This window comes from Nocardia sp. CA-145437 (assembly GCF_050956485.1).
GTDB lineage: Bacteria > Actinomycetota > Actinomycetes > Mycobacteriales > Mycobacteriaceae > Nocardia.
On the sequence record NZ_CP191204.1, the window covers coordinates 419,852 to 441,241 of the forward strand.

Consider the following 21,390-nt stretch of genomic DNA (forward strand, 5'->3'; position numbering starts at 1 on the left):
GTTCGGCGCGACCTGGCAGGTGGGCGGTGGCCCGGCTACCGTTGATTCTCGTGGACACCACGGCAGCAGTACCGACGGCGGGAGCCGAACCAGGGCCTACGCGCCCGCGACGGCTCGGCGTCGGACTCCCGCTGCTGAGCGGCGCGGCCGTCGCCGGCGGCCTGGCGCTGCTGCACTTCCGGGACCCGCACGTGCAGGGGGCCTACGGGTTCTGCCCGTTCTACGAACTGACCGGGTACTGGTGTCCCGGGTGCGGCGGCCTGCGCGGCCTGCACAATCTGACCGATGGCCGGTTCCTCGACGCCATCCACAGCAATGTGCTGCTGCTGCCGCTGACGCTCGGCTTCCTCGCCTGGTGGGGCACCTGGCTGGTGCGCGCCTGGCGGGGCCGGGCGACGCCGCCGCGACTACCGCGGATCCTGCCCAGGTCGGCGCTGTGGATCGCGGTGGCCTTCCTCGTCGTGTTCACGGTCGTCCGGAACACGCCATGGGGTACCTGGATCGCGCCCGTCTGAGGCGGAGGATGCTCTTGATATGAGCGAATCGCTGAAGGAACGGGTGCGGAACAAGCTGATCCGCCAGCTCGACGAGGACGGACCGCCCGATCCGGAGCGGCAGGACACCCGGCAGGTATCGGTCCAGAACGATCTGGACCGGCTCGAAGCCGTCAGCGAGGACGACCCGTTCGTCGAGGAGCTCGCGGCTCGCTACATGGTGCCCTGACCCGCTCCCGCGATTCAGAATCCGCAGGGCGCTCCGCCGTCCGCCGAACCGCTGAAGGGCCGGGTTTCCGGGACCGGGTTCCAGTGGCCGTCGGTGCGGGCGTAATCCCAGCTCGGACCATGCTCGACCAGGGTGGCGATCGCGTCGATGAGGCGGTCCACGTCGGCGGCGGTGGTGCCGAGTCCGATGCTGGCGCGCAGCGCGGCGTCCACCCCGAGCCGCGACAGCAGCGGGTGCGCGCAGAACCGTCCGTCGCGCACCCCGATCCCGTGCTCGGCGGAGAGATACGCGGCCACCTGGCCGGGCTCGAATCCGTCGACCGTGAAGGCGACGATGCCGACGGCGTCGGTGCTGTCGCGCCACACCCGCAGGAAGTTCACGCCCGGAACGGTTTTCAGCCCGTAGCGCAGCCGGTGGGTGAGGTACTGCTCGTGCTCGACGACGGTGGTCTCGTCCAGCTCGGCGAGCGCGTCGCAGGCGGCGGCCAGGGCGGCCACCCCGAGCACGTTCGGGGAACCGGCCTCGTGGCGCTGCGGCGCGGGCGCCCACTCCACGCGGTCGGCGGCGACCGAACGCACCGCGCCGCCGCCAGCCAGGTATGGCTCCGCGGCGTCGAGCCAGTCCCGGCGGCCGACCAGGACGCCCGCGCCGAACGGCGCGTACGCCTTGTGCCCGGAGAAGGCCAGGTAGTCGATGCCGGTGGTGCGCAGGTCGATCCGTCGGTGCGGGGCCAGCTGGGCGGCGTCGACCAGGATTCGGGTGCCGCACTGGTGCGCGATCCAGGCCAGCCGTTCCAGCGGCAGCAGTTCGCCGGTCACATTGGAGGCGCCGGTAACCGCCAGCAGCGCAGCGGGTTTCGAGCACAGTTCCGCGACCAGCCGCTGAATGGTCTCCTCGATGGTGTCGGCGACCGGCACCACGCGGCGGCCGTGCCGGGTCCAGGGCAGGAAGTTGGCGTGGTGTTCGACATCCAGCACCACGGTGTCACCGGGCACGCACGCGGCCAGCAGATTCAGCGAGTCGGTGGTGTTGCGGGTGAACACCACGACCTGGTCGTCGGCGGCGTTGAGGAAGCGGGCGACCGAGCCGCGGGCCGACTCGTAGCAGTCGGTGGAGACGCGGGAGGCGTACCCGGCGCCGCGGTGCACGCTGGCGTAGAACGGCAGCAGATCGGCGACCCGGTCGGTGACCTGCCGCAACGCGGGGGCGCTGGCGGCGTAGTCGAAGTTGGCGTAGCCGGTGGTCCCGCCCTGGACCAGCGGAACCCGGAGGTCACAGCCGGACACGGTGGCGAGGGGAGCACAGGTCTGGTCGGCGAAAGCGGTCATCACAAATCCCATCGGATTCAGGGGACCACGCGATCGGAAGACAGGAATCGATCGTGAGTCCGCGCTTGCCGTGCCCGGTCGGGCGACGGCCCGGTCGTCACCCGGAGCACCCCGCCGCGGTGGAGGGTTGCCGACCAGCTAGCCGGGGCTTAGCGCTGGTACTCATGACCTGATTGCAGAGACTGGCAGACGCTTCGCGGGCTTGTCAACCCCCGGCGGCGGTGGTGACGCGGTGTGACCAACGGCACCGGCAGGGCGGAAAAATCATCCGAAAGTTGGAGTGGGTGAGCCGCAAAGTTCGAATCGCGCGATCGTTGCTGGGGCGTAGGGTCGATGAGGAAGTTAGGGTAGCCAAAGTGTGGTGCCCCCGGAGTTGACCACGAGGAGCCCGACCATGTTGGACACGGACACCGCCGCCCCGTTCTCGACGCTCATTCGCACCGCGACCGAGCAGCAGCACAACGAGGCCGAGCACTCCACGTTCATGCGTGACATGCTCACCGGTCAGCTCGGCGTCGACGCCTTCCTTCGCTACACCGGGCAGCTCTGGTTCGTCTACGAGGCTCTCGAAAAGCACTCCACCACACTGGCTTCCGACTCCGTCGCGGGCCCGTTCGTGAAGCCGGAACTGGCGCGCCTGGCCGCGCTCGAGACCGATCTGGCCCACCTCGGCGGCGCGAACTGGCGCGACGAGCTGCAGCCGCTGCCCTCGACCGCTGCCTACGCCGCCCGCATCGAGGAGTGCGCGCAGGAGTGGCCGGCCGGCTACGTCGTCCACCACTACACCCGCTACCTGGGCGATCTCTCCGGCGGCCAGGTCATCCGCGGCACCGCCGAGAAGCTGTGGGACCTGCCCAAGAAGGGCGACGGCGTGCGCTTCTACGTCTTCGACGAGATCACCAATCCGGCCGCGTTCAAGCGCGAGTACCGCGAGGCCCTGGACCAGCTTCCCCTCGAAGGTCCCGAGGTCGATCGCGTGCTCGACGAGGCGCGACTGGCGTTCACGATGAACACCGACCTGTTCCGTGAACTCGGTGCGGAGTACTCCACCTCTCCGCGTATGTAGCGGGCGGCCGAGAGCCGTCGGAGTTGGCAGCCGTGCCAGCGGTTCGGCCTCGGGACAACGGTGGACGCACCCGGTGAGTTACCCGCATCGCACGAGATCAGTTGGTTGCGTCGGGTTACCCGGGGTGTGGCCCGAGCGGCCACTGACATGCTCGTCGGGGGCATGTCAGCGGTGGCGGACTTCATGGTTATCGGGCTTGCGTCCCGGCGCTGTCCTGGGTTGCCATGGAGGGCATGAGTCTTCCGCTGCTGTTGAGTTTCGCGGGGTTGTGCGTGCTGCTGGCGCTCACGCCGGGCCCCGATACCTTTCTGGTGCTGCGATTCTCGATGGCCGGACCGCGACCCGGGATCGCGGCGGCGGTGGGCTCGGCGTTCGGCGGGATCGTCTGGGCGACGGTGGTGGCGGCCGGGGTGGCGGCGCTGCTGGAACAGTCGGCCACCGCGTATCGCACGCTGAAGGTGATCGGCGGAATCTACCTGCTGTACCTGGGGATTCGGGCGCTGGTCGAGCAACGGCGGGCGCGGAACGCGGAGGCCGAGCCCCAGGCCGCGGTGACGCAGGGCATGCCCGCGTCGATGCGCTCGGCGTTCGCTGCCGGATTGCTGTCCTGTGTTTTCAACCCGAAGGTGGGGTTGTTCTACCTCGCGGTGCTGCCGCAGTTCCTGAACGAGGTCACTTTCCTGAACACGCTCACCCTCGGCGCCATCGAATCCAGCATCGCGGCGATCGAGATGATCCTGCTCGCGGTGGCCGCCGCCCGCGCGGTCACGCTGTTGCGGCGGCCGCGGATCCGGGCCCGGCTGGAACAGGCGAGCGCGGCGATCCTGGCGGCGCTGGGCATCGGCACCGCGGCCTCGGCGGCCTGAGGTCAGTCGGCGATCTCGGCGCGGTGATAGGCGCCGTTGTAGTACACCAGCGGGCCGGCCGCGGGCGAGCTCTCGGTGTTGTCGTGCACCTGCGTGACCAGTCCGATCACCAGCGTGTGATCGCCGATCGGGATCAGCTGGTGCACGGTCGCGCGCACCCAGATCGGGGTGCCGTGCAGGACGGGTTCGCCGGAGCCGAGCGTGGCCCACAAGGACTTGTCGGTGAAGCGCTCCTCGGCGGAGCGGCTGAACCGCTGCGCCAGATGCTTCTGATGCTCGCCCAGGAAGTGCACCACCACCGATTCGGCCCCGAGCATGGCCTCGATGCTGGACGAGGTTTCGGCGATATTGAACGAGATGAGCGGCGGCTGCGCCGAGAGCGAGGCGAACGAGGTCGCGGTGAAACCGACCGGACCCTGCGCGGAGTTCAGCGTGACGATGGTGACGCCCGCCGGATAGTGCCGCATGGCGGCACGGAACTGCTGCGCGGTGATGCCGCTCAGGTCGTCGGGCACGTGTAGCTCGGCGCCGGGCGTCGGAGAATCGGTCACGTCAAGAACCTACGTGGTCGCGGGCCCAGGTATTCCACGCTGTTGGAAAACCCCGTCGACGGCGGTCAGTCCACGTCGATGGCCAGGCCCGCGGTGATCCGGACCAGCTCGCCGAAGGTCGTGCGGAACAGGGTGTTCGGATGCCCGCCCGCCGCCCACAGCTCCCGGTACTGGGCCAGCGCGTTGTCGACGAAGGTGGGCAGGTTGGTGGGGTGCCCGAGCGGGGCGACGCCGCCGAGGCGCTGCCCGGTCACCTCCTGGACCATGGCCGCGGGCGCCCGGCTGAGCGTGCCCTCCAGACGTTGCCCGGTGCGCGCCAGATGCACCTGGTGCGCGCCGGAGACGAGCAGCAGGACGGGGTCGTCGTCGAGCAGGAACACCAGGGATTTGGTGATGGCCCCGACGGTGACGCCGACCGCGTCGGCCGCATCGCGCGCGGTGGGGGTGGGTGTGGGCTGGGTGATGATCACCCCGTGATGGCCGCGCGCGATCAAGGTGTCGGAAACCTTCGACGCGACCGGTGGCAGGGACCTGCGCATGGCAACCAGGGTAGAGCGATTGCGGTGGATGTGCGGGGGGATCAGTAGTCGGGGTAGCCCTCCTCGGGGCCCAGCATCGTGGTCAGGCGGGCGGACACGATCGGGGTGAGCTCGTCGACGGTGCGCTCCGAAACCGGCTGGTGCGCACAGGAATCGAAGACCCGTTCCAGATCGACGGCGGACATGGCGCGCAGTTCCGCCGCAGCCGCGGTCTGCAGGGCGGCGTGGCCCGGGTAGGGGCGGCCGTCGGCGATCTTCTGCGCCCAGGTGACATTGCAGCAGCATTCGTACAGGGCATGAATCGCGCGGCGGCGGGGGAGGGCGTTGAAGCGGTCGAGGCCGATTCCGTGATGCATCATCGTGACCTCACACACAGGAGGAGCAGTTTGTGCGGACGCGATAATCGTCCGCCTCCGGCCGCCGTGAAAACGCTGGGACGCAGCAGATTTAGCACAGGGTTTACACCGGCCAACCTACTCGCGGGTAACCCCTATACGCTGGACCAATGACCGAATGGAAGGCTTTCGACGTCGAAAGCAAGGACCACATCGCGACGGTGACGCTCACCGGTCCTGGCAAGGGCAATGCCATGGGCCCCGACTTCTGGCGTGAGCTACCGCTCATCTTCGCCGAGCTCGACGCCGACCCCGACATCCGGGCCATCGTGCTCACCGGCTCCGGGAAGCACTTCTCCTACGGACTGGACCTGCCGGCCATGAGCCCGCTGTTCGGGCCGCTGCTGGCCGACAAGGCGCTCGCCGGGCCCCGCACCGACTTCCTCAAGCACGTCCGCAGCATGCAGGACTCGGTGACCGCGGTCGCCGACTGCGTGAAGCCGGTCATCGCGGCCGTCTCCGGCTGGTGCATCGGCGGCGGACTGGACCTCATCGCCGCCGCCGACGTCCGGCTGGCCAGCGCCGACGCCAAGTTCAGCCTGCGTGAGGCCAAGGTGGCCATCGTGGCCGACATCGGCTCGCTGCACCGGCTGCCGGGCATCATCGGCGAGGGGCACGTGCGCGAACTCGCCTACACCGGCAAGGACATCGACGCCGCCCGCGCCGAGAAGATCGGGCTGGTCAACGACGTCTATGCCGATCAGGAAGCCGTGCTGGACGCCGCCTACGCCATGGCGCGCGAGATCGCGGCCAACCCGCCGCTGGTCGTGCAGGGCATCAAGGACGTCCTGGACCAGCCCAAGCGCGGCAAGATCGCCGACGGCCTGCGCTACGTCTCCGCCTGGAACTCGGCGTTCCTGCCCTCGGAGGACCTGACCGAAGCCATCCAGGCGGTCTTCGAGAAGCGCGACCCGCAGTTCAAAGGCAAGTAACCCCTTCGGGTTACCGCCAAAAAAGGACCCCATGCCTCCGGTTCCCGGCCTATCGTTTTGGTCGGGGCTGGAGGTTTGGCATGGCGACATCCGAAGTGGGCGAAGCGACCGGCGAGGGCGGCTTCACGCATCGGCAGATATTGGTGATCCTCTCCGGGCTGCTGCTGGGCATTCTGCTCGCGGCGCTGGATCAGACCATCGTGTCCACCGCGATCCGCACCATCGCCGATGACCTGAACGGGTATTCGCTGCAGGCCTGGGCGACCACCGCGTACCTGATCACCGCGACGCTGGCCACGCCGCTCTACGGCAAGCTCTCGGACATGTACGGGCGCAAGCCCTTCTACCTGGCCTCCATCACCATCTTCGTGACCGGTTCGCTGCTGTGCACGTTCGCGCAGTCCATGTACGAGCTGGCGGTGTTCCGGGCATTGCAAGGGCTGGGCGCGGGCGGGTTGATGTCGCTGGCGCTGACCATCGTCGGCGATATCGTGAGCCCGCGCGAAAGGTCCAGGTACCAAGGGTATTTCCTGGCCGTGTTCGGCACCTCCAGCGTGATCGGGCCGGTGCTGGGCGGGCTGTTCGCGGGGCAGCACAGCATTCTGGGGATCGCGGGCTGGCGGTGGGTGTTCCTGGTGAACGTTCCCATCGGACTGTTCACGCTGGTCGTGGTGACCCGCGTGCTGCGGCTGCCGCCCCGCGAGAAATCCCGTGACCGCGTGGATTATTGGGGCGCGCTCGCGTTGATCGTCGCCATGAGCCCGCTGTTGATCGTGGCCCAGCAGGGGCGCGAATGGGGGTGGAGCAGCGGGAGATCCGTGGTCTGCTACCTGATCGGCGCGCTCGGTGTCGCCGCGTTCGTGCTGATCGAGCGCGCGCTGGGGGACGCGGCGCTGATCCCGCTGCGCATCTTCGCCGATCGCACCTTCGCGCTCGGCGTGGTCATCTCGTTCGTGGTCGGTGCGGGCATGTTCGGCGGCATCCTGCTGCTACCCCAGTATCTCCAGGCCGACCGCGGTGCGAGCCCGATGCTGGGCGGCTTGCAGATGATCCCCATGGTGCTGGGCATGATGATCGGGTCGGTGCTGTCGGGCCAATTGATCTCGCGCACCGGGCATTACCGGATCTATACGCTGCTCGGCGCGGCCATGATCACCCTCGGACTTTTCCTGCTGCACTATCTGAAGGCCGATACGGCGTTCTGGATCGTGGTCCTGTTCATGTTGTGCGTGGGATTCGGGCTCGGCAATCTCATGCAGCCGCTCATCGTGGCATTGCAGAATGCGTTGCCGCCCAAGGATATGGGTGTCTCCACCGCGTCGGCCACCTTCTTCCGGCAGATCGGCGGCACCCTCGGCGCGGCGGTATTCCTGTCCATCCTGTTCGACCGGCTGGGGACCGATATTCGCGCTCAGCTCGAGGCGTCCAGCACCGACCCGAATTTCCAGAAGGCCGTGGTGAGCGCCGCGCACGACGGAAATCCGGCGGATATGGCACTGGCGCAGGGATTCCTGAACCACGACACCTCGGCGGCACAGAGCGTGTTGAAGGACAGCTCGATCATTCAGAAGCTGAATCCCGTTCTGGCGCATCCGTTCAAGGCCGGATTCGCGGAATCGCTGTCCACGGTGTTCCTCACGACCTCCGCGGTCGCGTTCGTGGCGCTCGTCCTGGTGATGTTCTGGAAGGAAGTCCCCCTCCGCACCACCGCGGGACTGGATTCCGTTCCCGAGTGAAAGCGAAGGGGCGGCACGGAATCCGTGCCGCCCCCCACTCGGCGTGACCTAGTGGCCCTGCTCCTTCAGACGGGCGTAGGCCTCGTCGACGAGCTTCTCGGCCTTCTCGCGGCCCTCCCAGCCCTCGACCTTGACCCACTTGCCGGGCTCCAGGTCCTTGTAGCGCTCGAAGAAGTGCGCGATCTCCTTGCGCTGGAATTCCGGGATGTCCTCGACGTCCTGGATGTGGTCCCAGCGCTTGTCCTTGTTGGGGACCGCGACCAGCTTCTCGTCGGTGCCGGCCTCGTCGCTCATGATGAGCACGCCGACCGGGCGGGCCTCGACCAGCACACCCGGGAACACGGGCTCGGGCAGCAGGACCATGCAGTCCAGCGGGTCGCCGTCGCCGCCCAGGGTGTTCTCGATGTAGCCGTAGTCGGCCGGGTACATCATCGGGGTGTACAGGTAGCGGTCCAGCCGCACGCGTCCGGTCTCGTGATCAACCTCGTACTTGTTGCGCTGACCCCGGGGGATCTCGATGGTGACGTCGAACTCCACGTCATCTCCTTCTTCGGTGGGCGGTAAGGCTGCCGACTCGCCAGCACGTTCGGGGGAACGACTGCGCAACGAGGATAGTGTGGACCGCGGTAGAGCCATCAGCCCCACCACAGGTATCAGGGAGACAGCGGCAGGTGTTTGGTCGGAACAAGCAGAACATCGGTGGTCTGGAGGCCAAGCGGCGCCGCAGAACCTGGATCGTGGTGTCATCGGTGCTGGTCGTCATGCTGGTGGCCGCCACGGCCGTGGTGCTGATCCTGAAGCCCTGGACCGAGGAGTTCCAGCACGGGGGGTTGACGATCGCCGACCCGCCCGCGCCGGTGAAACCGATCCCGCAGGTCGCTCCCGCCCCCGAGACCGCGCCCGCCGCGAGCACCGCCGGTCTGGCGGCCGCCCTCGCGCCCGTCGTCGGCAACCCGGACCTGGGCGCGTTCGCCGCCTCGGTGTCCGACGGGGACACCGGCACGGTGCTGTGGACACTGGACCCGGACAAGGCCATGATCCCGTCCTCCACCGCCAAGATCCTCACCGTCGCGGCCGCCCTGCTGGCGCTGCCCGCCGACCACCGGGTCACCACCAAGGTGGTGACCGGCGCCGCTCCCGGCGAGATCGTGCTGGTCGGCGGCGGCGACCCCACCATCACCGCGCAGCCCGACGGCAAGGGCTATTACCCGGGCGCGCCGCGCCTGCAGGACCTGGTCGCGCAGATCAAGGCCACCGGACAGCGGGTGGACTCGATCACCGTCGACACCTCCGCCTATCCGGGACCGAACTTCGCGCCCGGCTGGGACGCCGCCGATATCGGGGGCGGCTCCATCGCGCCCATGGACGCGGTGATGATCGACGGCGGCCGCCTGGACCCGCTGGTCGAATACTCGCCCCGCACCGCCACGCCGGCTCTCGACGCGGGCCGCAGAATGGCCGCCGAACTGGGCGTGGACGGTTCGAAGGTGAAGGCGGGCAGCGCGCCCGCGACCGCCACCCAGCTGGCCGCGGTGCAGTCCGCGCCGCTGCGGGACCGCCTGCTGCAGGCCATGGTGCACTCGGACAACGTGCTGGCCGAGGCCATCGGCCGCGAGGTCGCGGTGGCCGGCGGGCAGGAGGCCTCCTTCACCGGCGCGGTGACCGCGTTGAACACCGTGCTGCAGGCCGCCGGGTTCGATCTCGCCGGCCTGAAAATGGCCGACAACAGCGGACTCTCGACCGATGACCGGATCCCGCCGCGCCTGCTCAACCGGGTGCTGACGGTGGCCGCGCTGCCCAACGGCGCTGCTCCGCAAGGCAATTCGACCGTCGATCCGGCCGCGGTCACCACTCCCGGCTCCCCACTCGCCCCGCTGCTGGACTATCTGCCGGTCGCGGGCGGCACCGGTTCGCTGGCGAGCCGGTATGTGGACCGCGATCGCGAGGGCGCGGGTTGGATCCGGGCCAAAACAGGAACTCTGTCCGTATCGAGTGCGTTGGTCGGTTATGTGCTGGACCGCGACGGACGCGTCCTGACGTTCGCGCTCATGTCGAACGATCGGCCGCCGGAAGTGAGCCGACCCGCGCTGGACGCCGTCGCCAACGCACTGCGCAACTGTGGCTGCTCCTGACGGGTGGATGAACATGACCGGATCCGACAACCCCGCCGCCCCCGCCCGCACCCGGACCACGCTGACCGGGTCGGTCGACTGGAACGTGGCCGCCCGCACCGGCGCCGCCCTGGTCCCGGCCGGGCCGCGCACCTCCCGGTACTCGGCCGAGCACGCGGTCGCCGAACTCGCCGCCGCCTCGGTCCGCGCCGAAGCGCCGGTGCGTGAGGTCAGCGGGCTCGACGACGGCTCGGTGGTGCCCGACGCGCTGATCGTGGACCGGCCGGGCTGGATCCGGGCCGCCGCCGACTCCATGGCCCAGCTCACCGGCAGCGGCATCGAGCCCGGCGAGAAGGGCAAGCTGGTCGGCAAACCGGCCGGACTGCAGGCCGGGGCCATGCTGGCTTTCCTGTCGACCGCCATCCTCGGCCAGTACGACCCGTTCACCGGGCCGGACGGCACGCTGCTGCTGGTGGCGCCCAACATCATGGCGGTGGAACGCGCACTGGGCGTGCCGCCCAGCGATTTCCGGCTCTGGGTGTGTCTGCACGAGGTCACCCACCGGGTCCAATTCTCTTCCGCCCCTTGGATCGCCGACTACATGCGCCGCAATGTCGAGACCCTGGGCGAGGCGGGCGACGAACCGCTCGCCGACATCCTGGCCCGGCTCGCCGACGCCGTGAAGGAACGCCGCCGCGGCGTCGAAGACCCCGCCGGCGGTGTCATCGGGCTGCTGCGCGCCACCCAGGCCGAACCCCAGCGGCTGGCCCTGGACCGACTACTCATGCTCGGCACCCTGCTCGAAGGCCACGCCGACCATGTCATGGACGCCGTCGGCCCGGCCGTTGTCCCCTCCGTCACCCGAATTCGCGCCGCCTTCGATCAGCGTCGCAAGCGGCCCGCCAACCCGATCCAGCGCTTGCTGCGCGCCCTGCTCGGCATGGACGCCAAGGTCGCCCAGTACGTGCGGGGCAAGGCCTTCGTCGACGAGGTGGTCGACACCGTCGGCATGGCCCGCTTCAACACCATCTGGACCGAGCCGGAAACCCTGCCCCGCACCGACGAGATCGGCGAACCGCAACGGTGGGTCACCCGGGTCCTCGGCTGATCCACGGCCCTCGTCCCGTCCGGAGCGCTTGCGCCACGCCGGAATTCGGGACGTACCCGGCAGGAATCCTCGCCGCACGGCACCGCGCCCCGGCCGCGTGCGACGATCGGGGCGTGAACGAACGGCCCCGACTACCCGAGACGCGCGCGGCGCTGGAGCTGCGCCGCGCCGTCCGGGAGTGGCTGGGCCGCTACGCGCCCGAGGGCGTGGTCCGCGTGGCCCTCTCCGGCGGCGCGGACTCCCTGGCCCTGACCGCCGCCGCCTGCGCCGAAGCCGACGTGGTCGACGCGCTGATCGTCGACCACGGCCTGCAGGACGGTTCGGCCGAGGTGGCGGATCGCGCCGCGGCCACCGCGCTGGGCCTCGGCTGCAGGTCTGCCCGGGTGTTGCGCGTTCAGGTCGAGCGCAGCGCGCCGAACGGGGCGATCCGGTCGGTGTGGCCGGCGGATCCGACCGCGGCGGCCGGACCGACAGCCGAGAACGGGTCGACGCCCGAGGACGGGCCCGTTCCGGCGGCAGAGTGGGCGGCCGGGGAGGAGCCGGCGGGCAGCGGTCTCGTGGGCAACAGGTTCCCGGGCGGGCCCGAGGCGGCCGCGCGGCGAGCCCGATACGACGCGTTGCGGGCGGCCCGCGAAGGCAAGCCGGTACTGCTCGGGCACACGCTCGACGACCAGGCCGAGACCGTGTTGCTGGGCCTCGGGCGCGGGTCGGGGGCGCGATCGATCAGGGGGATGGGGGAGTACGACGAGCCGTGGGGGCGGCCGCTGCTGGGGGTGCGGCGGAGCACGACCCGGGAGCTGTGCGCGGATCTGGGGCTCGACGCCTGGGAGGATCCGCACAACAGCGCGCCGGAGTTCACCCGGGTGCGGCTGCGTGCCGAGGTGCTGCCTTTGCTCGAGGAGGTGCTCGGGGGCGGGGTGGCCGAGGCGCTGGCGCGGACGGCGGCGCAGCTGCGGGAGGACTCGGCGGTGCTGGACGCGCTCGCCGGACAGTTGCTGGCGGCCGCGCGGGCGGACGGCGGGCTGGCAATCGAGACGCTCGCCACTGCCGAACCCGCGATCCGGCGCCGCGTCATTCGCGCGTGGCTGCTCGAGCGTGGCGCAAAATCATTGACGGACAGCAATTTACGCGCGGTGGAGGCGCTGGTCACGCGGTGGCGTGGGCAGGGCGGGGTCGCGGTGGGCGGTTCACCCAGCGGGACGAGGTTGGTTGCCGCGCGGGAACATGGCAGGCTCATACTCGGGTCGGAGTGAACCCGTTTTTTGAAAGAGTCACAGTCGGGTCGACTGAAGGGAAACCAGCGGACGTGTACGGGGACGACATCGCGTCGGTGCTGATCAGCGAGGACGAGATCGCCGCCAAGGTCGAGGAACTGGCCGAACTGGTCGCCAAGCGTTATCCCGCCGATGCCCCCGAGGGTGACCTGCTGCTGGTGGGCGTGCTCAAGGGCGCGATCTTCTTCATGACCGACCTGGCCAAGAAGCTCACCGTGCCGACGCAGATGGAGTTCATGGCCGTCTCGTCGTACGGTTCCTCCACCTCGTCCTCGGGCGTGGTGCGCATCATGAAGGACCTGGACAAGGACATCGCCGGGCGGAATGTGCTGATCGTCGAGGACATCATCGACTCCGGCCTGACGCTCTCGTGGCTGCTGCGCAACCTGTCCAGCCGCAATCCGGCCTCGCTCGAGGTGGTGACGCTGCTGCGCAAGCCCGACGCGCTGCGCACCCAGGTGGACGTGATGGCGGTCGGCTTCGACATCCCGAACGAGTTCGTGGTCGGCTACGGCCTCGACTACGCCGAGCGGTACCGCGATCTGCCGTACATCGGCACCCTGGATCCGAAGGTCTACGGCGGGGAGTAACCGCCGCCTCACCGGCTCGAAAAACAAGCCGCCTTCCACTGTGGGAGGCGGCCTTTTGTCGTATTGTGACCAAACTCACTCGATCGGCTGGTTTGGGGTGCGGGCCGGGGCAGAGCGTTGTTGCTGAAGGTCAGCGCTCGGATCGCTTTCGGATCGCGGATCGAACAAGATCGTGAATCGTTGCTGGTCAAGTGACCGTTCCGGGGTGCGTCGGGGAGTGCTGGTAAATGGCCACGAATTCGCGAGTCCGGTTAACGGAATGTTGAACTGGCGTCATATGCTGTCCGTAACAAACCTGACGGCTGTTTTCTGATCCTGTTGCAAACTTTTGGGTCGGATACGGCTGGAAAATCAAGACCGATTCTGATAGCAAGGGGCTATGGACCCGCATTTGCGCGACCTGCGGTATTTCGTCGCCGTCGCTGAGGAACTGCATTTCACCAACGCGGCGCAACGGCTGCACATCGCTCAACCCACCCTGTCACGACAGATCCGGCAGCTGGAACGCCAGCTGGACGTCGTGCTGTTCGACCGCAACCAGCGCAGCGTGGCCCTGACCGTCGCCGGCAAGGAACTGCTCGAAGGCGCCCGGAAGATCCTCGAACTCTGGGAAGTCACCAATGTCGCCCTGCAGGAGGCCGGTGAGGTGCTGCGCGTCGGCATCCAGTCCTCCATCGGCCGCGGCCTGATCACCGACCTGGAGAGCGCCAGCGGCCACCGGCTCGCCCTGCACTCCGCGTCCTGGACCGACCCGTCCAGCGGCCTCGCGGGCCGCCAGGCGGACCTGGCGCTCATGTGGCTGCCCGTGCCCGACACCAGCCGCTACCGCTGGCAGGTGCTGCGTACCGAGCCGCGCTGGGTGCTGCTGCCCGAGAACCACGCCCTCGCCGGCCAGGAGAGCATCGACTTCGCCGACCTGATCGACGAGCCCTTCGTCGCCATGCCCGCCGAAGCCGGTGCGGCCCGCGACTTCTGGCTCGGCGCCGACTCCCGCGGTGGCCGCCAGGCCAAGATCGGCGCGGAAGCCGCCACCGCCGAGGAACGCCTCGAGGCGGTCAGCCTCGGCCTGGGCGTCTGCCTGCTGGCCGAGAACAACGTCCCCATGTACCGCTGGCCGGGCCTGACCGCCCGCCCGGTGACCGGCCTGGCCCCGTGTGAACTCGCGGTCGCCTGGCGCGCCGACGACGACCGCCCGACCATTCTCGAGTTCGCGGCCCGCGTGCTCGACGGCGGCTTCGCCGAACAGGAACCGCTCGCGGCCGTCTAGGCCCGAGGAAAGGACCGTCCGGGACGGGCGGCGGCAGTGGGTCGGAGGTTGCCGCGGTCGGTCCGGACAGTGTGGGACCGGCACAACGGGGTGCGGGATCGACACGACGACAGCGCCGCGTCACTTCGGTGACGCGGCGCTGTCGTGCGTCCGGGGACGGTCAGGAGACGGTGCCCCGTGTCAGGAGACGGGTGTCCGATCTCGTCAGAGACGGCGTCCGATCTCGTCAGGAGACGGTCCGCTGCCAGGGGTGGGCGGCCTCGATCTGGGCGGCCAGCCGCAGGATGGTGGCCTCGCTGCCGGGCGGGCCGGCGATCTGCGCCGCCACCGGGGTGCCGGAGCGCGGGTGCAGGCCCATCGGAATGGAGATGGCCGGCCAGCCGACCAGATTCCACAGCGGCGTGAACGGCGAGAACTTCACGTTGGCAAGCACATTCGCCAGCCACGGCCGCGAATGCCAGCGGCGGGCGCGCGGCGCGGGGGTGGCCAGCGTCGGCGTGATGACCACGTCGTAGCGCTCGAAGTAGTCGAGCAGCCGCGATTCCACCCGGTCGACCTGCGAGGCCCGCAGCAGACCCGACTTCAGCACCGTCCGGCCCAGCGCCACGTGGGTGCGGGTACGGCGCTGCAGCCGGTCGGGGTGCGGCACGGTCGCGGCCTCGCGGGCGGCATTGGCCAGCCAGCGCAGCAGCAGCGCGAAAGTCACGCCCTGGTAAGGGAGTTCGGCCACGCCGATGATGTGCCCGGCCAGCGAGGCGGCCGCCGCGGCCTTGTCGGCGGCCGCGGTCCAGGCCAGGTCGACGTGGGCGAGCGGCATCGGGGTCGCGGTCGCCAGGCCGATGCGCAGGGTCTGCGGGGTGTCCAGGTCGGCCAGGTCGGGACGGTCGGCCAGCACCGACAGCATGAGCGCGGCATCGGCGACAGTCGTTGCGAGAACGCCGTTTTCGGTCATTCCGGCCCAGGAGTCGATGCCCACGTCCGCGGGCACCAGGCCGCGTCCCGGCTTCAGGCCGACCACGCCGGAGCAGGCCGCCGGGATGCGCACCGAGCCGAGTCCGTCGTTGCCGTGCGCGATCGGCACCATGCCGGAGCCGACCGCCGCGCCGGAGCCACCCGACGAACCGCCCGCGGAGTAGCGGGTGTTCCAGGGACTGCGGGTGATGCTGCCCGGCTCGTCGGTGACGCCCCACAGCCCGAACTCGGGAACGTGGGTGAGCCCGACGACCACCGCGCCCGCCGCCCGCAACCGCCGCACCACGGCGTGATCGGCGGTGGCGGCCAGATCGGACCCGGACAGCGACCCGCCCCGGGTCACCTCACCCGCGACGTCGATGTTGTTCTTGACCGCGATGGGCACCCCCGCCAGCGGCAGCATGTCCAGGTCGGCCCGTTCGGCGACGGCGCGGGCCTCGGCGCGGGCGGCCTCCTCCCGGACCAGGGTGAAAGCGCTCAGCTTCCGGTCGCGGGCGCGAATCCGGGTCAGCGCGGCCTCGACGGCGTCCTCGGGGGACAGGGTGCCGTTCTGGACCGCGGTGGCGACGCCGATCGCTGTGGTCGGATCCACCGGGGGACGGTCGGACGGGGTGTCGGAATCGGGCATGTCGGCTCCCCCGTCTCGCGCGTTTCGCGCCACCGCTTCCTCCTCGGCGGCTTCGGCCGTGGCGATGTCCGCCGCTAATGCCGTGCCCTCGTCGTACATGCTCGTCTTCCCCCGTCGCATCGTGTCGAAATCGGGTGATCCGCTCGTGGCCCGCAAGTTATCATTCCGGCTATTGGTCGGGGATGATGGTGCTGGGTGTGGCGGGTTCTTTGTCCGAAGATCGGAATCCACGACATCCCCGGATCGACCGTGCGGATCGACAACATCCGTGCCGAGCCAGAGGGGTGCGGACATGGCTTCTGGTTCCGACTACCGTTCCGGCGCGTACTCGGCCGGAACCGAATCGAGTGCGGTCGTCGCTTTCGCGGCGGCCTGGGACTCCGCTGCGTCGCCACCCCGCATCGCCGACTATCTGCCCGACGCCAGCACGCTGCGCCGGAGCGCACTGCTGGAGCTGATCCGCGTCGACATGCGTCACCGGTGGCTGCGCCGCACGACCGGGGAACCGGCCACCCCGCCCAAACGACTGCGCGACTACAGCGCCGAATTCCCCGAGCTCGCGGCGGCCGACCTGCCCGCCGGGCTGGTGTACGAGGAGTTCGTCATCCGCCGCCACAGCGGCGAGCGCGTGGATCCGCGCGACTGCCTGCGCGAATACCCGGATCAGGCGAGCGAACTGCGGCAGCTGCTCAATGCCGACGACGAGGACCAGAGCACCCGCCGCGCCGGGCCCGATGAATCCACCCGCGGCGATTTCGAGCTGGACGCGTCCACCCGCGGCGCCTGGCTCGACGAATCCACCCGGCTCCCGGTCGAGGCCACCACCCGCTCCGGTCCGCCGATCGACGGCGACACCACCCGGGTGCCCGACGCGAGCGAGCTGACCCAGTACGAGGACCCCTCGCAGTTGGTCGGCGACCCGGCCGACCCCACCCGCGTCACCGGCGGAGTCGCCACCCCGCCCGACACCGGCGCGCTGCTCGACCGCATCGAGATCGGCCAGCGCATCGATGATTTCGACCTGCTGACCAGTCTCGGTTCCGGGGCGTTCGCCCGCGTCTTCCTGGCCCGGCAACGCTCCTTGCAACGACTGGTCGCGGTGAAGATCTCCGCCGACCACGGCACCGAACCGCAGACCCTGGCCCAGCTCGACCACGACTACATCGTGCGCGTCTTCGACCAGCGGCTGCTCTCGGACGTGCGCACCGAATCCGGGCGGCGGCTGCGGCTGCTGTACATGCAGTTCCTGCCCGGCGGTACCCTGCTCGGGGTGCTGCGCTGGGTGCGCGCCACCCCGCCCGCCGAACGCAGCGGGCAGCTGCTGCTGGACGCGGTGGACGCCGCCATGGAGGAGAAGGGCGAGATCCGGCCCACCGACTCCAGCGTGCGCGCCGAACTGGCCGGGCTGAGCTGGCCGGAAACCGTCGCCTGGCTGGGCCGCAGGCTGGCCGAGGCGCTGGACTACGCGGATTCGCACGGGGTGCTGCACCGCGACGTGAAGCCCGCGAACGTGCTGCTCACCGCCGAGGCCGTGCCGAAACTGGCCGACTTCAATATCAGTTTCAGCCGCAATCTGGACAGTTCCAGCCCGGTCTCCTACTTCGGGGGTTCGCTGTCCTACATGTCCCCGGAACAGCTGGAAGCCTGCCATCCGGCGGCCGCCACCAGCGCCGCCGACCTGGACACCCGGGCCGACATCTTCTCCCTGGGCGTGGTGCTGTGGGAGCTGCTCACCGGGGCCAAACCGTTCGACGACACCACCGCCGGACCCGGCGACCACGGCGACCGCACCACCCTCGAGGCCATGCTCGCCCGCCGCCGCAACGGCGTCGACACCGTGGCCCTGGACCGGGTGCCGCCCGACTGCCCGGCCGCGCTGCGCCGGGTCCTGCTCACCTGCCTCGAACCGTCCCGCGAGCAGCGCTGGAGCAGCGGCGCCATCCTCGCCTCCCAGCTCGACCTGTGCCTGGACGAACGCGCCCGCGACCTGGTCGACCCGCCGCCGCACAGTTGGCGGAAACGGATGCGGCCGTGGCTGATGCCGCTGGTCATCCTGGCCGTGGCGATCCCGAACACCCTCGCCTCGCTGTACAACATCGCGCACAATCGGGCCTTCATCATCAGCCACCTGTCCGAGTCCGCCATGCGTACTTTCTTCCTCACCACCTCGTTGGTGAACCTGGTCTTCTTCCCCCTCGGCACGGCCATCATCGCCTATCTGTGCCGCTCGGTGATCGTGGTGCCGCGCGGCCTGCGCAAAGGCCGCGAATACGACGCCGAGACGCTACGCAGAGCCCGGGCGGACGTCCTGCTGGCCGGGGAACGCATCTCCCTGGTGGTGTTCTCGCTGTGGGTGGTCGCGGGCTTCACCTTCCCGATGGTGCTGCGGATGACCGCCACCGACCTGCCGGCTCGCGGGATCGTGCACTTCCTGGTGTCGCTGGTGGTGTGCGGTGCGATCGCGGTCGCGTACCCGTTCTTCCTGGTCGCCTTCTACCTGGTGCGGTGCATCTATCCGATGTACCTGCGGCACGGGGACATCAGCGGCGAGGACGCGGTGTGGCTGCACCGGCTGGGACGACGCTGTACCACCTATCTGGCGGTGGCGGCGTCGGTGCCGCTGCTGGCGGTCGCGGGCGTGACGTTCCTGCCGCCGGAGGACATTCCCAAGGTGATCGTGGCGGTGCGCGTGCTCAGCGTCGGCGGGATCGCCGCGTTCGTGCTGATCTATGTCATCTTCCGGGCCCTCGAAGCGGACCTGGCGGCGCTGGAACGGGTGGTCGCCCCGGCCCGTTCGGTGCGCGAGACCGGCAAGGCCACGGAATCCGGCGACGGCGGTGACCCGGGTGCCGAGCCGTGAGTGAACTCTCGGCCCGAGCTCTCGCCCGCTTCGCCGCCGACTGGGAATCGACCCTGCGCGGCGACCGCCAGGAACCGCCACCCCTGGCCGGGTACCTGCCCGACGGGCGCGCGGTCCGGCTCGAGGTCCTCACCGACCTGGTCCGCGTCGATATGCGGCAGCGCTGGCGGCGCGCCGGGCTGGAGAAGCGGATCGCGGAGTACCGCACGGAATTCCCGGAGATGGGAACCAGCCCGGACTTCGCGGACCTGGTGTGCGAGGAATACCTGGCCCGCAGCCGCTTCCGGCCCCTCGACGTGGACAGCTTCACCGCCGAATACCCCGAGGTCGCCACCGAGATCCGCCGCCGCTTCACCGGCGAGACCCCGCCGCCCCCGCCCCCGGTGCTGCCCGAGGGCATCGAAACCGGCCGCCGCCTCGACGATTTCGACCTGCTCACCGACCTGGGCGGCGCCGACTACAGCCGCATGTTCCTGGCCCGGCAGCGCTCCATGCAGCGGCTGGTCGCGGTCCGGGTGGAGGCGGGCGCGGACAGCGACACCGACACCGTCGCCCAGCTCGACCACCAGTACATCGTGCGGGTCTTCGACCAACGGCTGATCGCGGACGGCAGCACCGGGAAACCACTGCGACTGCTGTACATGCAGTACGTGCCCGGCGGCACCGCCGAGGGTGTGCTCACCCAACTGCGCCGCGAAGCCAAGACGGCGGGCAATGGCGGCAAACCCGGCGGCCGCGTGATCCACCGCGCCGCCCCCGCCACGAACGGGCTGCCCGACGGTGGATTGCTGCTGCGCGCCATCGATTCCGCCATGGAGGCCAAGGGCGAGAGCCGCCCGTCCGGATCACCGGTGCGGACCGACATCGCCGCCCTGAGCTGGCCCGAAACCGTGGCCTGGGTGGGGAGACGGCTCGCCGAGGCACTCGAATACGGGGAACGGCAAGGGGTGCTGCACCACGACATCCGGCCCGCCAATGTGCTGTTCACAGCCGAAGGGGTGCCGAAACTCGCGGATTTCGCACTGGGGCCGATGTATTGGAGCGCGGGCTTCATCGGGACGCGGGGCGCGACCGCGAATGGTGCTGGGGCACTGCGGTATCGGTCGCCGGAAGCGCTGCGGTCGCTGCTGGATTCGGCCGCGCCGTCACCCGGTCCGGCCAGCGACATCTACTCGCTCGGTGTGGTGCTGTGGGAAATGCTCACCGGCACACTGCCGTTCGACGATCCCGAGGCCGGGGCCGACGCTGGACACGACACCACCGCCGAACCGGGGGCCGGGGCCGAGCGTCGGACCACCCCCGACCCCGGGACCGTGGTCGAGCGTGGGCCCGGAACCGAACGGGGGACCGGTGCTGATCAGCGGGCCGGAGTCGAGCTGGAACCCGCGGCCGAGCCGGTAGCCACCGCCGAAGCGGAGGTCGGGACCGGGGTCGAGGCCGTGCGGGCGATGCTGGCCCGCCGCATGGCCGGGGTGCCCGCGGCGGCGTTGGACACCCTGCCGCCGGATACTCCCGCCACCCTGCGGCGCGTGTTGCTGGAATGTCTGCGCCCCGACGCGTCCCGGCGCTGGCAGAGCGGTGGTCAGCTGGCCGGGCAGCTGGACCTGTGCCTGGATCCCGATGCCCGGGATCTGATCGACCCGCCCGCACACAGTCTGTGGGCGCGGTTGCGGAGCTGGCCGGTGCCGATCGCGATGCTGTGCGTGGGTCTGCCGAACGCACTGGCCAGTTGGTTCAACATCCGGATCAACAAGAGCCTCATCGTGGACGAGCTGTCGGGGCCGGACCAGAGCCGGTTCGAACAGGTGGCGCTGATCAACAATCTGGCAGCCTTCCCGGTGGCCGCGCTGCTGCTGTTGTGGCTGGCGCGGCGGCCGTTGACGGTCTCGTATCGGCTGGGCCGCGGGCACGAGTACACCCCGGATCAGCTGGCCCGTGCCCGCGCCGACACCCTGCTGCTCGGGGAGCGGGTGGTGTGGGTGCCGTTCGCGTTGTGGCTGATAGCCGGAATCGCGTGGCCGCTGGCGCTGGCCGGAGCGGGAGCGCGGCTGCCGCACATGGCTTTCGCGCACTTCTTCACCGCGCAGGTGGTGTGCGCGACCATCGCGCTGGCCTATCCGTTCTTCCCGATCATGGTGTATTCGGTGCGGTCGCTGTATCCGCAGCTATTGGCGCGCGGTTCGGTGGGGCACGAGGATCGGCGGCAGCTGGCGGCGCTGGCGCGGCGCAGCAATTTCTATCTGGCCGCGGCGGCGTCGGTGCCGCTGCTGGGTGTGGCGTCGGTGACCTTCGTGGCGACCGACGATCTGGGGTTGGTGATCGTGCCGCTGCGCATCCTCAGTGTGGGCGGGGTGCTGGCGTTCGCGGTGATCTACCGGTTGTCACGAATGCTGGAAGCCGATCTGGGAGCGCTGGTTCGCGCCATTCCCGAAGACCGGCACTGA

19 protein-coding genes and 1 riboswitch are annotated in these 21,390 nt (G+C 69.8%); of the genes, 13 read left to right on the forward strand and 6 right to left on the reverse strand.

The genetic code is table 11. The annotated features are described in order from the left end of the window. Positions 1-50 precede the first annotated feature (50 nt). Together ACQPYY_RS01920 and ACQPYY_RS01925 are read left to right on the forward strand one after the other, a co-directional pair. A complete protein-coding gene (locus tag ACQPYY_RS01920) occupies positions 51-515 on the forward strand; it encodes a DUF2752 domain-containing protein (RefSeq protein ID WP_379106229.1) in 465 nt (154 codons plus the stop codon). 19 nt (positions 516-534) lie between these two features. Further along, entirely contained in the window at positions 535-723 is a 189-nt protein-coding gene (locus tag ACQPYY_RS01925; protein ID WP_379106227.1) for a hypothetical protein, read from the forward strand. A gap of 14 nt (positions 724-737) precedes the next feature. On the opposite strand, the gene ACQPYY_RS01930 is transcribed toward ACQPYY_RS01925, so the two are convergent. Beyond that, positions 738-2,051 (reverse strand): aminotransferase class V-fold PLP-dependent enzyme, encoded by a 1,314-nt coding sequence (locus ACQPYY_RS01930; RefSeq protein ID WP_433592570.1) that lies wholly within the window; start codon positions 2,049-2,051, stop codon positions 738-740. Positions 2,052-2,107: 56 nt separating this feature from the next. Continuing rightward, positions 2,108-2,221: riboswitch (SAM riboswitch) on the reverse strand. 224 nt (positions 2,222-2,445) lie between these two features. Between ACQPYY_RS01930 and ACQPYY_RS01935 the strand changes: the two genes are divergently transcribed. Both ACQPYY_RS01935 and ACQPYY_RS01940 read left to right on the forward strand, forming a co-directional pair. Beyond that, positions 2,446-3,117, forward strand: a complete 672-nt coding sequence (locus tag ACQPYY_RS01935; protein WP_433592571.1) for a heme oxygenase (biliverdin-producing) — start codon at positions 2,446-2,448, stop codon at positions 3,115-3,117. A gap of 233 nt (positions 3,118-3,350) precedes the next feature. Further along, positions 3,351-3,983 (forward strand): LysE family translocator, encoded by a 633-nt coding sequence (locus ACQPYY_RS01940; RefSeq protein WP_433592572.1) that lies wholly within the window; start codon positions 3,351-3,353, stop codon positions 3,981-3,983. 2 nt (positions 3,984-3,985) lie between these two features. Here ACQPYY_RS01940 and ACQPYY_RS01945 read toward each other — a convergent pair whose 3' ends face one another. The 3 genes from ACQPYY_RS01945 to ACQPYY_RS01955 form a co-directional block, all read right to left on the reverse strand. After that, positions 3,986-4,450 carry a flavin reductase family protein gene (locus ACQPYY_RS01945; protein WP_379106274.1) on the reverse strand — a complete coding sequence of 155 codons (465 nt, stop codon included), beginning with the start codon at positions 4,448-4,450 and terminating at the stop codon, positions 3,986-3,988. Between the two features lie 149 nt (positions 4,451-4,599). Continuing rightward, positions 4,600-5,073: a YbaK/EbsC family protein gene (locus tag ACQPYY_RS01950; protein WP_433592573.1), complete on the reverse strand. Its 474-nt coding sequence runs from the start codon at positions 5,071-5,073 to the stop codon at positions 4,600-4,602. 41 nt (positions 5,074-5,114) lie between these two features. Then, a complete protein-coding gene (locus ACQPYY_RS01955) occupies positions 5,115-5,432 on the reverse strand; it encodes a 2-oxo-4-hydroxy-4-carboxy-5-ureidoimidazoline decarboxylase (RefSeq protein ID WP_433592574.1) in 318 nt (105 codons plus the stop codon). A gap of 146 nt (positions 5,433-5,578) precedes the next feature. Between ACQPYY_RS01955 and ACQPYY_RS01960 the strand changes: the two genes are divergently transcribed. Next, on the forward strand, positions 5,579-6,400 hold the full coding sequence (locus tag ACQPYY_RS01960) for a crotonase/enoyl-CoA hydratase family protein (RefSeq protein WP_433592575.1): 822 nt from the start codon (positions 5,579-5,581) through the stop codon (positions 6,398-6,400). Between the two features lie 80 nt (positions 6,401-6,480). Beyond that, positions 6,481-8,136: an MDR family MFS transporter gene (locus ACQPYY_RS01965; RefSeq protein WP_433592576.1), complete on the forward strand. Its 1,656-nt coding sequence runs from the start codon at positions 6,481-6,483 to the stop codon at positions 8,134-8,136. Positions 8,137-8,184: 48 nt separating this feature from the next. On the opposite strand, the gene ppa is transcribed toward ACQPYY_RS01965, so the two are convergent. Next, a complete protein-coding gene (gene ppa / locus ACQPYY_RS01970) occupies positions 8,185-8,673 on the reverse strand; it encodes an inorganic diphosphatase (protein ID WP_357275651.1) in 489 nt (162 codons plus the stop codon). Positions 8,674-8,807: 134 nt separating this feature from the next. Here ppa and dacB point away from each other — a divergent pair, with 134 nt between their 5' ends. From dacB to ACQPYY_RS01995, 5 genes are all read left to right on the forward strand, one after another. Then, positions 8,808-10,268: a D-alanyl-D-alanine carboxypeptidase/D-alanyl-D-alanine endopeptidase gene (gene dacB / locus ACQPYY_RS01975; RefSeq protein ID WP_379106212.1), complete on the forward strand. Its 1,461-nt coding sequence runs from the start codon at positions 8,808-8,810 to the stop codon at positions 10,266-10,268. Positions 10,269-10,281: 13 nt separating this feature from the next. After that, positions 10,282-11,355: a zinc-dependent metalloprotease gene (locus tag ACQPYY_RS01980; protein ID WP_433592577.1), complete on the forward strand. Its 1,074-nt coding sequence runs from the start codon at positions 10,282-10,284 to the stop codon at positions 11,353-11,355. 113 nt (positions 11,356-11,468) lie between these two features. Then, entirely contained in the window at positions 11,469-12,608 is a 1,140-nt protein-coding gene (locus ACQPYY_RS01985; RefSeq protein WP_433592578.1) for a tRNA lysidine(34) synthetase, read from the forward strand. Positions 12,609-12,661: 53 nt separating this feature from the next. Continuing rightward, positions 12,662-13,219, forward strand: a complete 558-nt coding sequence (gene hpt, locus ACQPYY_RS01990; protein WP_379106205.1) for a hypoxanthine phosphoribosyltransferase — start codon at positions 12,662-12,664, stop codon at positions 13,217-13,219. A 379-nt stretch (positions 13,220-13,598) separates the two neighbouring features. Then, entirely contained in the window at positions 13,599-14,486 is an 888-nt protein-coding gene (locus ACQPYY_RS01995) for a LysR family transcriptional regulator (protein ID WP_357275660.1), read from the forward strand. Positions 14,487-14,712: 226 nt separating this feature from the next. Here the strand turns inward: ACQPYY_RS01995 and ACQPYY_RS02000 are convergent, their stop codons facing one another. Then, the gene (locus ACQPYY_RS02000; protein WP_433594545.1) at positions 14,713-16,086 is read right to left on the reverse strand and encodes an amidase; all 1,374 of its coding nucleotides are present in this window, start codon (positions 16,084-16,086) and stop codon (positions 14,713-14,715) included. Positions 16,087-16,378: 292 nt separating this feature from the next. Between ACQPYY_RS02000 and ACQPYY_RS02005 the strand changes: the two genes are divergently transcribed. Next, positions 16,379-18,946 (forward strand): serine/threonine-protein kinase, encoded by a 2,568-nt coding sequence (locus ACQPYY_RS02005; RefSeq protein WP_433592579.1) that lies wholly within the window; start codon positions 16,379-16,381, stop codon positions 18,944-18,946. After that, entirely contained in the window at positions 18,943-21,390 is a 2,448-nt protein-coding gene (locus tag ACQPYY_RS02010; RefSeq protein WP_433592580.1) for a protein kinase domain-containing protein, read from the forward strand. Before ACQPYY_RS02005 ends, ACQPYY_RS02010 begins: the two co-directional genes overlap by 4 nt.

What these genes read in the sequence shown, in the direction of transcription:
- ACQPYY_RS01940 (WP_433592572.1), top strand. Translation starts at nt 3,351, where the DNA reads ATGAGTCTTCCGCTGCTGTTGAGTTTCGCGGGGTTGTGCGTGCTGCTG.
- ACQPYY_RS01925 (WP_379106227.1), top strand. Translation starts at nt 535, where the DNA reads ATGAGCGAATCGCTGAAGGAACGGGTGCGGAACAAGCTGATCCGCCAG.
- ACQPYY_RS01935 (WP_433592571.1), top strand. Translation starts at nt 2,446, where the DNA reads ATGTTGGACACGGACACCGCCGCCCCGTTCTCGACGCTCATTCGCACC.
- ACQPYY_RS02000 (WP_433594545.1), bottom strand. Translation starts at nt 16,086, where the DNA reads ATGCCCGATTCCGACACCCCGTCCGACCGTCCCCCGGTGGATCCGACC.
- ACQPYY_RS01965 (WP_433592576.1), top strand. Translation starts at nt 6,481, where the DNA reads ATGGCGACATCCGAAGTGGGCGAAGCGACCGGCGAGGGCGGCTTCACG.
- ACQPYY_RS01995 (WP_357275660.1), top strand. Translation starts at nt 13,599, where the DNA reads ATGGACCCGCATTTGCGCGACCTGCGGTATTTCGTCGCCGTCGCTGAG.
- ACQPYY_RS01950 (WP_433592573.1), bottom strand. Translation starts at nt 5,073, where the DNA reads ATGCGCAGGTCCCTGCCACCGGTCGCGTCGAAGGTTTCCGACACCTTG.
- ACQPYY_RS01930 (WP_433592570.1), bottom strand. Translation starts at nt 2,051, where the DNA reads ATGACCGCTTTCGCCGACCAGACCTGTGCTCCCCTCGCCACCGTGTCC.
- ACQPYY_RS01980 (WP_433592577.1), top strand. Translation starts at nt 10,282, where the DNA reads ATGACCGGATCCGACAACCCCGCCGCCCCCGCCCGCACCCGGACCACG.
- ACQPYY_RS01960 (WP_433592575.1), top strand. Translation starts at nt 5,579, where the DNA reads ATGACCGAATGGAAGGCTTTCGACGTCGAAAGCAAGGACCACATCGCG.
- ACQPYY_RS01945 (WP_379106274.1), bottom strand. Translation starts at nt 4,450, where the DNA reads ATGCGGCACTATCCGGCGGGCGTCACCATCGTCACGCTGAACTCCGCG.
- ACQPYY_RS01955 (WP_433592574.1), bottom strand. Translation starts at nt 5,432, where the DNA reads ATGATGCATCACGGAATCGGCCTCGACCGCTTCAACGCCCTCCCCCGC.
- ACQPYY_RS02005 (WP_433592579.1), top strand. Translation starts at nt 16,379, where the DNA reads ATGGCTTCTGGTTCCGACTACCGTTCCGGCGCGTACTCGGCCGGAACC.